Origin of the sequence: Shewanella japonica, from assembly GCF_002075795.1 — a bacterium.
GTDB lineage: Bacteria > Pseudomonadota > Gammaproteobacteria > Enterobacterales > Shewanellaceae > Shewanella > Shewanella japonica.
The window spans coordinates 3,076,017-3,090,496 of record NZ_CP020472.1; the positions used below are offsets into that span (position 1 = coordinate 3,076,017).

At 40.8% G+C, this 14,480-nt stretch carries 16 protein-coding genes; 7 read left to right on the forward strand and 9 right to left on the reverse strand.

The features are described 5' to 3' along the window. Nucleotides 1-65: 65 nt before the first annotated feature. From iscR to trmJ, 3 genes are all read right to left on the reverse strand, one after another. Nucleotides 66-527, reverse strand: a complete 462-nt coding sequence (iscR, locus tag SJ2017_RS13130) for a Fe-S cluster assembly transcriptional regulator IscR (RefSeq protein ID WP_055024669.1) — start codon at nt 525-527, stop codon at nt 66-68. A 356-nt stretch (nt 528-883) separates the two neighbouring features. Next, entirely contained in the window at nt 884-1,705 is an 822-nt protein-coding gene (gene cysE, locus SJ2017_RS13135; protein ID WP_055024670.1) for a serine O-acetyltransferase, read from the reverse strand. A 55-nt stretch (nt 1,706-1,760) separates the two neighbouring features. After that, nucleotides 1,761-2,504, reverse strand: a complete 744-nt coding sequence (trmJ, locus tag SJ2017_RS13140; RefSeq protein ID WP_080916053.1) for a tRNA (cytosine(32)/uridine(32)-2'-O)-methyltransferase TrmJ — start codon at nt 2,502-2,504, stop codon at nt 1,761-1,763. A 151-nt stretch (nt 2,505-2,655) separates the two neighbouring features. Between trmJ and suhB the strand changes: the two genes are divergently transcribed. From suhB to SJ2017_RS13165, 5 genes are all read left to right on the forward strand, one after another. After that, complete coding sequence (gene suhB, locus SJ2017_RS13145; RefSeq protein WP_055024672.1) at nt 2,656-3,459, forward strand: inositol-1-monophosphatase; 804 nt, start codon at nt 2,656-2,658, stop codon at nt 3,457-3,459. A 188-nt stretch (nt 3,460-3,647) separates the two neighbouring features. Continuing rightward, complete coding sequence (locus SJ2017_RS13150; RefSeq protein ID WP_055024673.1) at nt 3,648-4,058, forward strand: phosphate-starvation-inducible protein PsiE; 411 nt, start codon at nt 3,648-3,650, stop codon at nt 4,056-4,058. A 133-nt stretch (nt 4,059-4,191) separates the two neighbouring features. Further along, nucleotides 4,192-4,494 (forward strand): PilZ domain-containing protein, encoded by a 303-nt coding sequence (locus SJ2017_RS13155; protein WP_080916054.1) that lies wholly within the window; start codon nt 4,192-4,194, stop codon nt 4,492-4,494. 114 nt (nt 4,495-4,608) lie between these two features. Then, nucleotides 4,609-5,274, forward strand: coding sequence for an AAA family ATPase (locus SJ2017_RS13160; RefSeq protein ID WP_055024675.1), 666 nt, complete (start codon nt 4,609-4,611; stop codon nt 5,272-5,274). 201 nt (nt 5,275-5,475) lie between these two features. After that, nucleotides 5,476-5,802: a VF530 family protein gene (locus SJ2017_RS13165; protein ID WP_055024676.1), complete on the forward strand. Its 327-nt coding sequence runs from the start codon at nt 5,476-5,478 to the stop codon at nt 5,800-5,802. A gap of 243 nt (nt 5,803-6,045) precedes the next feature. On the opposite strand, the gene SJ2017_RS13170 is transcribed toward SJ2017_RS13165, so the two are convergent. The 3 genes from SJ2017_RS13170 to SJ2017_RS13180 all read right to left on the reverse strand — a co-directional run bounded on the left by SJ2017_RS13170 (nt 6,046) and on the right by SJ2017_RS13180 (nt 8,003). Further along, nucleotides 6,046-6,912, reverse strand: coding sequence for a hypothetical protein (locus SJ2017_RS13170; protein ID WP_167692924.1), 867 nt, complete (start codon nt 6,910-6,912; stop codon nt 6,046-6,048). Between the two features lie 35 nt (nt 6,913-6,947). Then, nucleotides 6,948-7,562: a GTP cyclohydrolase II gene (gene ribA, locus SJ2017_RS13175; protein ID WP_055024678.1), complete on the reverse strand. Its 615-nt coding sequence runs from the start codon at nt 7,560-7,562 to the stop codon at nt 6,948-6,950. Between the two features lie 84 nt (nt 7,563-7,646). Beyond that, nucleotides 7,647-8,003 carry a YibL family ribosome-associated protein gene (locus tag SJ2017_RS13180; RefSeq protein ID WP_055024679.1) on the reverse strand — a complete coding sequence of 119 codons (357 nt, stop codon included), beginning with the start codon at nt 8,001-8,003 and terminating at the stop codon, nt 7,647-7,649. Between the two features lie 266 nt (nt 8,004-8,269). On the opposite strand from SJ2017_RS13180, the gene SJ2017_RS21870 reads away from it, so the two are divergent. Further along, nucleotides 8,270-8,887 (forward strand): prepilin-type N-terminal cleavage/methylation domain-containing protein, encoded by a 618-nt coding sequence (locus SJ2017_RS21870; RefSeq protein WP_055024680.1) that lies wholly within the window; start codon nt 8,270-8,272, stop codon nt 8,885-8,887. 9 nt (nt 8,888-8,896) lie between these two features. Here the strand turns inward: SJ2017_RS21870 and nrdG are convergent, their stop codons facing one another. The 3 genes from nrdG to rssA all read right to left on the reverse strand — a co-directional run bounded on the left by nrdG (nt 8,897) and on the right by rssA (nt 12,888). Beyond that, nucleotides 8,897-9,379 carry an anaerobic ribonucleoside-triphosphate reductase-activating protein gene (gene nrdG, locus SJ2017_RS13190; RefSeq protein ID WP_080916055.1) on the reverse strand — a complete coding sequence of 161 codons (483 nt, stop codon included), beginning with the start codon at nt 9,377-9,379 and terminating at the stop codon, nt 8,897-8,899. 206 nt (nt 9,380-9,585) lie between these two features. After that, nucleotides 9,586-11,706: an anaerobic ribonucleoside-triphosphate reductase gene (nrdD, locus tag SJ2017_RS13195; RefSeq protein ID WP_080916056.1), complete on the reverse strand. Its 2,121-nt coding sequence runs from the start codon at nt 11,704-11,706 to the stop codon at nt 9,586-9,588. A gap of 210 nt (nt 11,707-11,916) precedes the next feature. After that, on the reverse strand, nt 11,917-12,888 hold the full coding sequence (rssA, locus tag SJ2017_RS13200) for a patatin-like phospholipase RssA (RefSeq protein WP_080916057.1): 972 nt from the start codon (nt 12,886-12,888) through the stop codon (nt 11,917-11,919). 132 nt (nt 12,889-13,020) lie between these two features. Between rssA and SJ2017_RS13205 the strand changes: the two genes are divergently transcribed. Next, complete coding sequence (locus SJ2017_RS13205) at nt 13,021-14,406, forward strand: DEAD/DEAH box helicase (protein ID WP_080916058.1); 1,386 nt, start codon at nt 13,021-13,023, stop codon at nt 14,404-14,406. Nucleotides 14,407-14,480: the final 74 nt, after the last annotated feature.

Genomic DNA, 14,480 nt, shown 5'->3' on the forward strand with positions numbered 1-14,480 from the left:
TGAGCAGTCATCTGTGCGACCACTTACAACGTACATATAATTGTTATCGATACATCAACACAAAATTACAAAGTAACTCTATGCTCATTCTGCATTTCGTCTTGCTTTAGTGAGATAAATTGCACATCGCGTTTATCCATTAATCCAGCAAGGGTAATGCCATCTAAAAATTCTGAAATCTGTTTACTTAAATCTCCCCACAAAGAGTGAGTGAGACAGCGGGAGCCACTTTGGCAATTCCCTTTTCCCTGACAACGAGTTGCATCAACTGACTCGTCTACAGCATGCACGACCATGCCAACAGAGATATCATTCGCTTCTTGCCCTAGGCGATAACCGCCACCTGGACCACGAACACTAGATACGAGACCATGTTTACGAAGTTTAGCGAAGAGTTGCTCAAGGTAGGAAAGCGATATTCCCTGCCTTTCAGAAATATCCGCTAAGGGAACTGGCCCGGTGGCTGAGTGAATAGCAACGTCCAGCATAGCTGTCACTGCGTAGCGACCTTTTGATGTCAGTTTCATAACGTATTTTGCTCCCATAAACTATAGGGCAATTTCATCATACCTGAGTATTTTAGTCAAGTATTTAACCCACTAAATTACTCAAGTATTTCCTCTCGTTCGCGTCTAACAATTTTAGGTCTAAAAATTTGCACGGCTATTTAACCTTTTTATAGTGCAAGATTCAATGCCAGTTACTCATTTATTAGGCGATAATGTGATAAAACGGCGCTGTGTCATAAAAATTTACATTGATCTTATTTATCTGCTCAAATAATAAAGCCGATACCCAAAATATGGGGATCGGCTTTATCGTTTTCAAGCTTCAAAAAGAATAAACAAACAAAAATAAATTGCCAGATAATTCAAAAAATGACCTAGATAATTGGGTCAAATTTGTCTATCTCTTGTTTACGTTTTTCAGCCGCTTCTTGCTCTGCTTCTGTAAAGTCATCAACATTCAACTCCGGCAATTTTTCAGTGCAAACTTCACCGCCCATTGTTTGCACCGCTTGACAGATTTCTTGCACTTTTGAGTCCATCAAATGCATATGATCAAGCATTTGGCCAATTGCACTCGCAACAGGATCTGGGTTATCTGGTGATACCGCATAGGCATCAAACCCATACTTCTTCGCCATCGCACTGCGACGCTCTGTTTGCTCTTTTGACTGTGCCGAAGGCGACGCAACAACCCGACCAGGGATCCCGACCACGGTGGTATCTTTGGCCACGTCTTTAACAACAACTGAGTTTGAACCAACCCTTGCGCCGTCGTGCATAGTAATTGGACCCAGTATTTGTGCCCCTGCACCAATAACCACATTGTTCTCTAATGTTGGGTGACGTTTACCCGCTTGCCAAGTTGTCCCACCTAAGGTGACACCATGGTATAAAGTGCAATCATCGCCAATTTCTGCCGTTTCTCCAATCACAACACCCATGCCATGATCGATAAAAAAGCGTCTTCCTATGGTTGCACCAGGATGTATTTCAACGCCAGTTAACCAACGCGAAAAGGTCGATAAACATCGTGCCAATAAATGCCACTTTGCATTCCATAGCTTATTACTAATGCGATGGATCCATATCGCATGCATGCCAGGATAGTTTACTAAAATTTCAAAACTACTGTTCGCCGCAGGATCGCGGTGATAAATAGATTCGATATCTTCCTTTAATCGCGCTATCACGCCCATGTTACAGTCCTTCTTTTACCACTCAGTTGTACGTCAAATTTAAGTTAACAATGGCTTATGAAGCTTTATCGTCTTTGCTGTTTTCTTGTGGCATTTTTTTATCGATAGAAGTCAAAATGCCACGTAAAATATTCATCTCAGCGGTTTCAATTCGAGCACGACTGAATAAACGCTTTAATTTAGTCATGATTTGGCCTGGATGATTTTTGATAATAAAATTTGTTTTCGTCAGGGTAGACTCTAAATGAACATAAAAGCGCTGTAGATCCTCAGAAAGTGGATATTCTTCTTCAATCGCCTCTTGCTCATCTAATGCTAAATGCGCCATACGGGTTTCGTAACAAATAATTTGTACGGCTTGAGCCAAGTTTAATGAACTGTACTCAGGATTAGCAGGAATAGACACATGATAAGTACACTCTTGCAGTTCTTCATTGCTCAGACCATGGTTCTCACGACCAAATACTATGGCTACCGGCCCTTTAGCGCTTTCCAATGCTAATTTTTCACCAGCTTCTTTTGGAACAAGCATTGGCCAGTCAAGGGTGCGACTACGTGCACTGGTCGCAATAACCAAGCTACAGTCTTTAATCGCCTCAGTTAACGAGTCAACAATGGTGATATCTTTTATCAAGTCAGCTGCACCTGCAGCAAGTGCAATTGACTGACCATCAGGTTGAACTCTTGGCCCGGCTAAATATAAGTTAGATAAGCCCATGGTTTTCATAGCTCTTGCGGTAGAGCCGATATTTCCGGGATGAGAGGTCCCAACTAAAACAACGCGAATATTACTTAACATCAAACTACTTTTTCATTCAAAAAAACACTTTGCGGATAGTAACACAAGCTGCAAATAATTCCTTATATGAAAATCTGCATTTGATAAACCTGTTAAAATGCGTATAATTGCGCGGCTGATTTATTCGTTCTTTAACATCCAGGGGATTGCTATGCATCCGATGCTGACTATTGCCACGCGCGCTGCACGCGCTGCGGGCCAAACTATTATGCGCGCCTATACTGAACTCGACAAAGTTGAAGTTGATTCAAAAGGTCTAAATGACTTTGTAACAAGTGTAGACAAGGAAGCAGAAGCTACCATTACATACCAGATTCGTAAATCTTACCCAGATCATACGATTGTTGGTGAAGAGGCCGGTGAAAATCGCGGCACTAATAAAGATTATGTATGGATAGTCGATCCTTTGGATGGTACCAACAACTTCGTTCGTGGTATCCCACATTTCGCAGTATCTATCGCAGTTCAATATAAAGGCAAAATTGAAGTTGCCGTTATTTATGATCCTGTTCGCGAAGAATTATTCTCTGCAGTTCGTGGCCAAGGTGCTAAATTAAACGAATTCCGTTTACGCGTAACTGGTGTTAATGAGCTAACTAATACCGTTATTGGTACAGGTTTCCCGTTCAAGTCTCGTCAACACACCGAAACTTACATGAACATCCTAGGTGAAGTATTCCCTGTATGTGCTGATATCCGCCGTGCGGGTTCTGCAGCACTAGACCTTGCGTATGTTGCTGCTGGTCGTTTAGATGGCTTCTTTGAAATTGGTCTAAAGCCATGGGACATCGCAGCTGGCGACTTAATTTGTCGTGAGTCAGGCGGTACTGTTACTGACTTTACCGGTAACCATAATTACTTAGCTTCAGGCAACGTTGTTGCAGGTTCACCAAAAGTGACTTCTGAACTGGTTAAAATTATGCGTCCTTTATTAAATGAAGGTCTAAAACGCTAGTCGTTACCCCTTTTTTAAAAACCGCCTAACATCCGTTATTGGCGGTTTTTTTATGCCTGTAATTTGCCTCAATTGTATCGACAACTTCAGATAAATTTACCTTTTATGATCTGGATCACTGAGCAAAGTCTCGCCTAGCAGAATATACTGAATTATCAATTAGATTCTAATAAGAGATATCCATTATTATGCCGCTCCCTATCCTTCGCCAAATCGGCATCAAAAGTTTGAAAAGTGTCGAACATGTCGTTTTGTTCATTATTTCTGTCGCTACGGTATTTGCTATCGGCGAAGAAATCATGCACATGTTCGAGATAAGAACTGTAGAACTAGCTGACTTACTGCTGTTATTTATCTATCTTGAAGTATTAGCCATGGTCGTTAACTACCTTGAGTCAGGTAAGTTACCTATTCGAATGCCTATTTATATTGCGATTGTTGCTCTAGCTCGTTACTTGATTCTTGATATGAAAGGCATGGATGACTGGCGAATATTGGCAATCTCAGTATCAACCATTGTTCTTGCTTGTACCGTTATTGTCATACGTTGGGGACAGTTGAAGTTACCTTACCCCAAAAATAAAGATTTAGATCATTAGAATGACACCAGATAAAGCGTAACCTTAAAAGCGATAAGTGACTAACTTATCGCTTTTTTTGTCGATGTTGATTAGTATGAATTAGCTACAAACTGAATAACACAGAGCAAACATAAAACGGAGTTGCAATCTCATGTCTAACGAACACACTGGATTTGAAGAAAAACGTCAATCTTTACGCGTCGACATGGAAGCAGAGCGTATTTTACTGCATTGGATTGATGCAAATGGTCAGTCACATGAAGACTTTGGTGTATGTATCGATTTAGCCCGAAAAGGCATTCTCATCGACTATAAAACTGCATTCTCATTAGGCGATTTAATCGCAATTACCTTCAATCATCAAACTGACAAGCAAAACACCATTAAGGGGCAAGTTTGTCGATGCACTCAAGCGTCTGAACATAGTTATCATATTGCGATGCAATTGCTTTAAATTGGTGTTGATTAAAATTGCGCAATAAATATAAAACTGATGATTTAAAAAGTAATTATTGAACTATCCTTAGATAAAGAAGACGTTAACCATCATCTTAATAAAGGCAAGGTTATGATAATACTCGTTGGTGGAGAAAAAGGCGGTAGTGGAAAAAGTTGTTTAGCACAAAACCTAGCCGTCTATGTAACAGAGACATTTAACGCTAACGTGTTAATGGTGGATTGTGACCCTCAACGCACCACATCAGATTGGATACAAGCCCGTAATACCAAAGCCGAACTGAAACCCATTAATTGCATTCAGCTTTACGGTAAAATCCGCAATGATTTACTTAGTCTCGGCGAGCGCTTTGATTATGTCATTGTCGATTGTGGCGGCCAAGATAACCTAGCGATGCGAGCAGCAATGTCTGTTGCAACCTACGTTGTCATCCCATTAAGACCTAAGCGCCGCGATTTAAAAACCTTACCGCATATGGAAGATATGCTAAGCACCTGTAAAATGGTCAACCCGAAAATGGTCGCCACTATTGTTATCAGTCAATGCCCTTCTCTACCCTCACAATTTAAGCGTATTTTAGAAGCTAAAGACGTGGTTAAATCATTTGGCTTAACAGCCCTTGATGCCATTACCTTTAACCGTAATATCTATGATGACAGCGAAGAAAGCGGTGCCTCAGTGCTTGAAGTTGACCCTGAAGGAAAAGCGGCTCAAGAAATCCGTGCAATCGCGAAAGAGTTATTTGCTATTCCACCTGATAATAATTTTGAGTTTTAAGCGTTTAATCTCATTGTTTTATGCATTTAATATTATTTATTTTATGCCTTAACTATAAGTGCAACAAAAGACAACCTAAATGAAATCAATGAAAACCTCCCTTTCGACTCTCATATACCTCACTTGTGCCTAAGTAAAGTTATCGAGTTAATGGTATCATTAGGCTAATTTTAAGATTTTAATCTGAGTGAACTCTGAGTCATGACACAAGCTAACAATCCACTTCATGGTATGAAACTTGAAACTATCGTCACTGAGCTTGTCGATAAGTATGGGTGGGAAGAACTAGGCAGCCGTATCAATATCCGCTGCTTTAACGATAACCCGAGTATCAAGTCTAGCCTAAAGTTTTTACGTAAAACACAATGGGCTCGCGATAAAGTTGAATACCTGTGGCTTAAAACGAATAAGTTGCCTTTACCCGCACCTAAACCTTATGTCGAAAAAAGTGACAATAAACCCGCAACAAGCACGACACACACTAATAAGAGCACTGCTGGCGTGAATGCAGACATCTGGGGCAAGTAACAGCGAGCCTAACACGTACCGCACTGTTTTCAATATTTGGCGCTAAATTTACTTGGAGCGGCTATAAAGTACAAAGTGATTATAAGGTACGAAGTGATGTTCGTTGAAAGTGATTAATACTATCGCGTTCAGATAAGCCCGGTACGGTTCACGATGACTCATTTGCATTACATTCACAGCGGATACGCTGTGAATATCGCCACCAATAAAAACGTAACCCAGAAAGCACCACAGCACTCACCATTACATCGGAAATTCGAATATTAAACGCCAGACTTGTAGCTCACCATCCGTTTGGTAACTTACCCCAAATCTATCTGTACTAAACCAGCCCCAACCTAGCGGCTTAGACAGAGCCAATGTCGCACCGATTTCGTAAGTACTTGATGTTTGTAAATCATCATCTAATGGCGTTATAAATTTTAGCTTATTGAAGTACCAGCGGCCCGCAACAAATAACCGTGGTTCAACGGTATACTCGCCCCAATCCCAATGTTGCCCTACACCAAAATCTAGACCAGTTTGAAGCACTGAATAACTTTCTGAGCTATCGTTGATACTGCTTTTATAGCCGGCGTAGTAAACACGATTTACCCAAATAGGCGTGTACTTGGGGTCGGCGACTTCATATAAAGCCGATATACCTGTTGAGAATATGCCAACATTACTGGAATTAGAAAAATTGTGGCCATAGCCTAAATCAAGGTATGACTCTAAGGTTAGTTGCTCATCATAAAACCATTTATACTCAATACCTGGCGTAATGGTCATGGTACCAACATTGTCAGGTAATTCACCTTCAGGAAGATCGCTGAAAGAATAATCAAAAAAGCCTAACGAAATAGGTAACCTTAACGTTAAAACATGGTCTTCTGATTCTTCAATATCAAATGCAAAGGGAATATTGACTACTGCAGCATTTTGCCCAGAGGCTCGGTATATACCGCTACCTATGTAGTTAGCAAACGCATAATGGTTCACATCTGGGTTATTCGAGTCAGCGGCATAACACGTTACACAAACCGACAAACCAATAAAAAGCGCTGCAAATGCTTTTGCAACGCTTCTTGATGTGTCTGAACAGGTAGATTTCAATTTTGTAAAAACCATGGGTTAACGATGATGTCCAGAATGATTATCTACTCTCATTTCTCATCATCGATAAAATGGTGCTCAGTCATCATATGACCCAGCTCAGTAGATTTTGTTTTCAAGTAATCCTCATTGTAGCGGTTTTTACCCACTTGCAAAGGCACTCTTTCAACAACTTCGATGCCAACGGCTTGCATCGCTTTCACTTTGCGAGGGTTGTTAGTCATCAACTTAACCTTACTGACCCCAATTTGTTTCAGCATTGGCTCGATCATGTCGTATTTACGCATATCAGCTTCAAAACCTAAACGTTCATTAGCTTCGACGGTATTCGCGCCTTGATCTTGTAATTCATAGGCGCGAATTTTATTCAGCAAGCCTATACCACGCCCTTCTTGACGCAAATATAAAATAAAGCCTTGGCCTTTTTCAGCAATATTTTGCATTGCTGTTTGTAACTGGAACCCGCAATCACAACGTAAACTAAATAGCGCATCACCCGTCAGGCATTCAGAGTGAATGCGGCCTAACATGGCTTCAGTTGAGGTAAGTTCGCCATAAGTTAACGCCACATGTTCTTTACCAGTTTCTGTATCTTCAAAACCATGCATAGCAAATACGCCCCAAGGCGTAGGTAACTTAGAAGTGGCGATATATTTAATCGACATGGATAAACCTTTAAGACAACGCTCAATCCTTGAGACTGATCATCCTTGAACTGACGTTATGTCATGAAAACTTCGAATACTGGATTAGAATTTTGCAGGAGCAAAACCAGTAACAACTTTGATATTCATTTCACGGCCTACAGCCGTCATAGGATGAACAACCACTAGACCTTTTACCGATTTTTTTAATTTACCCATGTCAGCTTGTTCAGCTTTGGTGAGCTCACGGCTAAATTTTAAACCTTTGATATCTTGGCCTTGCTTGTTCAATAAACGAGACTGCTGATTTTTCAAACTGGCAATACGTTTAGTCACTGTCGCAATTTCTTTCTTAAACTGCATGATAACGGCTTTGTCTTCACGAGCTTCAGCGGCAGCAAGCTTACGACGAAACTTCTCTGCTTTATCATTTAATGTTTGCAGTTCTTGTTTTAAATTCATTTCTTTACCTTAAATTCTTTCATGCTATCGATAGCAAAAAGTTGTTTTGTTATCGAACAACACTTTTTCGAACGCAAATTATATACCTAAAGCGGCTGAATAAGCTAACTTCAAAACTTGTTACAGTGCATAATTTTGTGCATTACTGCAGCTAAATTGACCTTTAAGTTCAATAAGGTGTTAAATGCACTATCATTAATTGAGCCTGATGGATCTGTGGCCAAGTGATTAACGGACTCAATTTTCCTTTTGGGATATTCTTTAATATGCATAACAATAATAATTTACATCAAAATCTATCTAATCAAACCCAGCATCATGCAGGTTTTACTTTAATAGAGTTAGTTGTGGTCATCATTATATTGGGGATCATTGCTGTTATTGCTGCACCGAGGTTTTTATCCGTTGCTGATGAAGCTCACGCATCAGGAATACAAGGTGTATCTGGCGCTTTTGAAGGCTTTGATGAATTAGTATTTGCCAAGTCTGCCATATTAGGGATCGAGAAAAATGATCGAAATAGTAGTTCAAGCTCTACTGACAGCCAAGGTGGATTTTATTTAGAAACAGGTGAATTTGTCCAAACCATATTTGGCCATCCTTGGTTATATAATCAAGATGCATTGACGTATTTACTTGATGCGAGCTTACAAGATGAAGGCCAGAATCAACCTGATAAAGAATGTGTTACCAATAGTGATTTTTGCTTCATGCTATTTGAAGGCTCCAGTGGCCCCACCAGCATTGGAGTTGCCTATATCCCAGGTAACTCTGTCGCAGTTTATTACCCTTCTTACAGCGTAAGTGACCAATGCTTTGCTTATTATGTATTTGACAGAACAGACAATAATGTCATTATCGGTGAAACGATTACCGGTTGTTAAATATGCCGACTAACTTAGCACAATCAACTGACTCAAATCGTGAACCACTTGATTAGCGCTACCTTTCCATTTAAGGCTTGGGTCGGCAAGATCTTGCTCAAATTTGCCATCAATTAACACATCTACGTAAGCTAGTACTTGTTGCTGCTTTAAAGACATTTCCGCTAATTGGTAGCCACTCCACAACCAGATATCTTTATCTGGGCACTCACGCTTCACTCTTTTTACTAGCGCTAACATGGCAGGCAAATTATCCGCAAATAAAGGATCACCACCAGATAAAGACAAACCACGACGTTTAATCCGTGTATCTTGTAAATCTGCAATCACTTGATCTTCCATTGCTTGAGTAAATTCATTACCTGAGCGTGGATCCCAAGTTGATTGGTTATAACAGCCACGACATTGGTGCTCACATCCAGCTACGAATAAGGTACAACGCGTACCAGGTCCATTTACCACATCGACTGGGTAATACTGATGAAAATTCATAACTTTATACCTTTAAAAAGCTAATGCACTGGAGTCAACTGTCTTAAAATATGCTGTTTAATACCATATCTAGCACTTAGTGACTTATTCCTAGCAGTCCTATTTCAACTCGCCTTATTTGATCTCGCCCTTTTAAGACTTTAGCCACTCAAAAGATAAGGCGCTATTCAGCGCCTTATTGTTTTTGATATGACATAGAACGAGTACTAGATATGTTTAACGCGGCGTTTTACTTCTTCTTGCTTACCATGGTTAAAAGGTCTGGCATCTGGGCTACCTAAGTAACCACATACTCGACGAGTTACTGACACTCTACTTGGCTCATGGTTGCCACATTTAGGACAGACAAAGCCTTTACTTGTACAGTTAAACTCACCAACAAAGCCGCAATCATAACATTCATCAATAGGTGTATTGGTACCGTAGTATGGCACTCGGCTATAGCTGTAATCCCAAACGCTTTCTAATGCTTCAACGTTATGTTGCATATTAGGGAACTCGCCATAACAAATAAATCCACCGTTTGTTAGCTCAGGATATGGCAATTCAAAGTCAATTTTATCGTATGGGTTTACTTTCTTTTCCACATCTAAATGGAAACTATTGGTGTAGTAGCCTTTATCTGTCACACCTTCAACCACACCAAACTGTTTAGCATCCAACTGGCAAAAACGGCTGCATAGGTTTTCGCTTGGCGTGCTGTATAAACTAAAGCCATAACCTGTTTCAGCCTTCCACGACTCCGTGGCACGCTTCATGACATTAATAATTTCAACGGCTTTAGTACGCAGTAGCTCACTATCAAATACATGCTCTTCTGTGCCGTAAAGAGCATTAATTGTCTCATGAAGTCCGATATAACCTAATGAAATAGACGCACGACCATTTTTGAAGATTTCAGAAATATCATCATCAGCTTTTAAACGAACACCACATGCGCCTTCCATATATAAGATTGGCGCTACGCGGGCTTTAACACCGACAAGACGAGCAATACGAGTATCTAACGCTTTACGTGCTAAAGTCATTCTCTCATCAAGTAATGCAAAGAAGGCTTTTTCATCGCCTTTAGCTTCGATTGCGATTCTAGGTAAGTTAAGGCTAACCACACCTAAATTATTACGGCCTTCATGAATTAACTCGCCATTCTCTTCATATGTACCTAAGAAAGAGCGACAGCCCATTGGCGTTTTAAACGAACCAGCAACACGTTCAACTTGCTCGTAATTTAAAATATCAGGGTACATGCGCATCGTGGCACATTCTAAAGCCAACTTTTTAATATCGTAATTACTGTCAGCCGCTTTATGGTTAACGCCATCACGAATAGCAAATACAAGTTTTGGGAACACCGCGGTTTTACGGTTTTTACCAAGGCCTGCCATACGTACTGTTAGTATCGACTTTTGAATTAAGCGTGACTCCCAGCTGGTACCTAGACCAAAACCAAACGTCACAAACGGAGTCTGTCCATTAGCAGTGTGCAGAGTGTTCACTTCATATTCTAATGACTGGAATGCGTCATGACATTCTTTTTCAGTTTGCGCCATAGCAAATGCTTCCACATCGCTCACGCCCCACTCTTTACCAATCACCAGTTGTTTCTGGTAACTCTTTTGCACAAATTCCGCTAACACTTCATCGATACGGTTAATCGTTGTGCCGCCATAAATATGGCTAGCAACTTGGGCAATAATCTGTGCAGTGACCGCTGTGGCAGTTGAAATTGATTTTGGTGTATCAATTTCGGCATTACCCATTTTAAAGCCATGGGTCATCATGCCTGCTAAATCAATTAACATGCAGTTAAACATCGGGAAGAAAGGCGCATAATCTAAATCATGATAATGCAGTTGACCCGATTCATGAGCAGCTACAATGTCTTTTGGTAACAAGTGTGATTTAGCATAATGCTTGGCTACAATACCCGCGAGTAAGTCGCGTTGTGTAGGAATAACTTTAGCGTCTTTATTGGCATTTTCGTTCAAAATTGAGCTATCACTTTGCTCAACTAACCCACGAATTTCACAGTTAAGTTTACTTTTTGCTTCACGGCAAATATCACGATCGTGACGGTATTCAATATAATGACGTGCAACCTCTTTATGAGGCCCTTCCATTAATAGATTTTCCACTAAATCTTGTAAATGGTGAATTTGTACTTCTTCTTCGTTCGCGACTTGATTTCGGATTACACCCGCAATGGTAGCGGCGTAATCAACATCAGCATGACCTGTAGCCGTCGCCATAGCAGCAACGATGGCATCCCTAATTCTAGACTCATCAAATACAGTCCGACAACCGTCCCTTTTAATTACTACAGGCATTACTTTTACTCCATTTATGCACAGGATATAAACACTATATATCCACAACAAGAAACCAATAAACACTAGATATGGTGTATTAAGCTATAACGAAGACTAGAAATCTATGATCTGGATCATAGTTTGATGAGGGGAAGTGAAATGAAAAATATTACTGCCAAGCTCTGCACTATTTGGCAAAACAGAGCTTGACCGAGTAATTGAAAAACGTTATCGCCCTAAAGCAGAGTTGATTAAATGAGCAGTTTGACGCACAGACTGCCTGCCAGCTTCAATGGCTTCTGCCGCACGATGAAACTCCATGGTGCCAATATCAGCAAGCTGTGGAACTAAGCAAACATCAGGTGGATCGCCCATCAGTCTTGCACGTTTATGGCGCTGCTCCAGAATATCCATTGACTGAGACATCACTGCAATCATGCCTGGATGGGATTTAGTCGACATCGAAAACTTCTCTGAAAAGCTAGCAATGTACTCTTTACCTTTACCCAGAATATCCATAAAAGCAGAGTCTGGCTCTTTGGCTTCTTGTTGTTGTTTTTCTAACGCTGTAGGAGCACGGCTTTTCATCTGTTGTGGCAACATATGCATACTGTTACGGCGATGGCCGTTTAAATCAACAGCAATGACCACATCAACTCCCATCGCGCGGCACATTGATACTGGAACAGGATTCACCACAGCGCCGTCGACTAGCCATCTGTCTTCTAGTTGAACAGGTGGTAAAAACCCTGGCATTGAACATGATGCTCTAACAGCGTGTCGTAAATCCCCTTCTTTAAACCAAATTTCTTGTCCGGAGTATAAATCTGTTGCCACCGCTGAGAATGGTTTTTTCAGTTGTTCAATTTTTAGCTCACCAATTCGGCCAGCCAGCACATCAAAAACTTTTTCACCGCTTATCAGCCCGCCTTTACGCCAGCTTAAATCCATCAGACCTAAAACATCCCAACTGGAAAAACCACGCACCCACGCTTCTAGCTCATCAAGATGATCATTGGCATACGCTGCACCTACCAATGCACCAACTGAACATCCTGCAATTTTATCTGGATGTATTCCCATTTCAGCCAGTTCTTTCAATACACCGATATGGGCCCAACCTTTAGCTGCGCCACTACCCAGTGCCACACCGACTCTTAATGGTTTATTCACCGTAGGCTCATTTTCATGCTCCGACATCTTTTACATCCCTTGTAGCTTAATTTGACTCAATTAATCTTATAAACTCAGCATAACTGAGCCTTTAGCTGTTGGCTATCGCCTAGCATACACGTTATAATATCTGGCTATCATTTTTTAGGGGATTTACCTTTGTTATTTACCGATTTTTCTTTAGACAAACGCTTACTTGAAAGTCTAAAGCATATGGGCATTTCTGAGCCAACCGAAATTCAGCAGCAAGCCCTGCCAATTGCCTTAGCAGGTAAAGATTTAATGGCATCTTCAAAAACCGGTTCAGGTAAAACCTTGGCGTTTTTGTTACCCGCACTTCAGCGTGTTATTTCAACAAAAGCGCTTTCTAAAAAAGACCCTCGTGTGTTGATATTACTACCGACAAGGGAATTGGCTCAGCAAGTATACGGTCAATTACGTTTATTAGTGGCAAATACCCAATATAAAGCGGTCAGTATTTTAGGAGGGGAAAACTTTAATGATCAAGCTAAATCGTTATCTCGTGACCCTCACTTTATTGTGGCTACACCCGGGCGTATCGCTGATCACTTAGAGCAACGTCATCTTTACTTAAATGGCTTAGAGCTCCTTATTCTTGATGAAGCCGACCGAATGCTTGATTTAGGTTTTGCGCCGCAATTAAAAGCCATTAACGAAGCTGCAGATCACAAACGTCGACAAACATTAATGTTTTCAGCCACGTTAGATCATGACCATATTAATGATATTGCTGCCACATTACTAAAAACGCCAAGCCATGTAGCCATTGGGGCATCTCATAACGAGCATAAAGACATTCAGCAACGTGTGTATTTAGTTGACCACTTAGATCACAAGCAAGCCCTATTGCAGCACATTCTCAAAACCGAGCAGCATAAACAGGTCATCATATTTACAGCGACGCGTGCTGATACCGACCGATTAGCTAAATTACTTGCTGAGCAAGGATTGGAAACTGCCGCATTAAGTGGTGACTTAAACCAATCAGCTCGTAATCAGATCATGGACAAATTTAGCCGTGGTCAGCAGAAAATATTAGTTACAACGGATGTCGCCTCTCGTGGCCTAGATTTATTAAACGTGTCATTAGTGATTAACTTTGACATGCCTAAATTTGCCGAAGAATACGTCCATCGCATTGGCCGTACAGGTCGAGCAGGTGCTAAAGGTGATGCGATTTCTTTAGTCGGTCCTAAAGACTGGGACAGCTTTAAGAAAATCCAAGTATTTTTACGCAAGAATTTCGACTTTTCGACCATAGAGGGTCTTGAAGGAAAATTTAAAGGGTTAAAAGATAAGCCAAAAACGGGTAACAAAAATACCAAGGCCAATGACCCTAAAGCTGCCAATAAAAAGCGTAACATGGCTAAAAAGCCTAAAATTGCACCTAAACGGGATAAACGCTTTATTACTGGCGTCGATATTGGTGATGCGCCAATGCGTCGTAAAGCTAAGCCAGCCAAAATTGTTGAAAACGACAACAGCATTGTTGAAGACAATGAACACGAGCTTGGCGAAGAGTAAACCTCATTAAAACATCATGCTGTTTTAACAGCAAATCGGCATGATAAAGATTTAAACCAGATTAACAGTAAGGT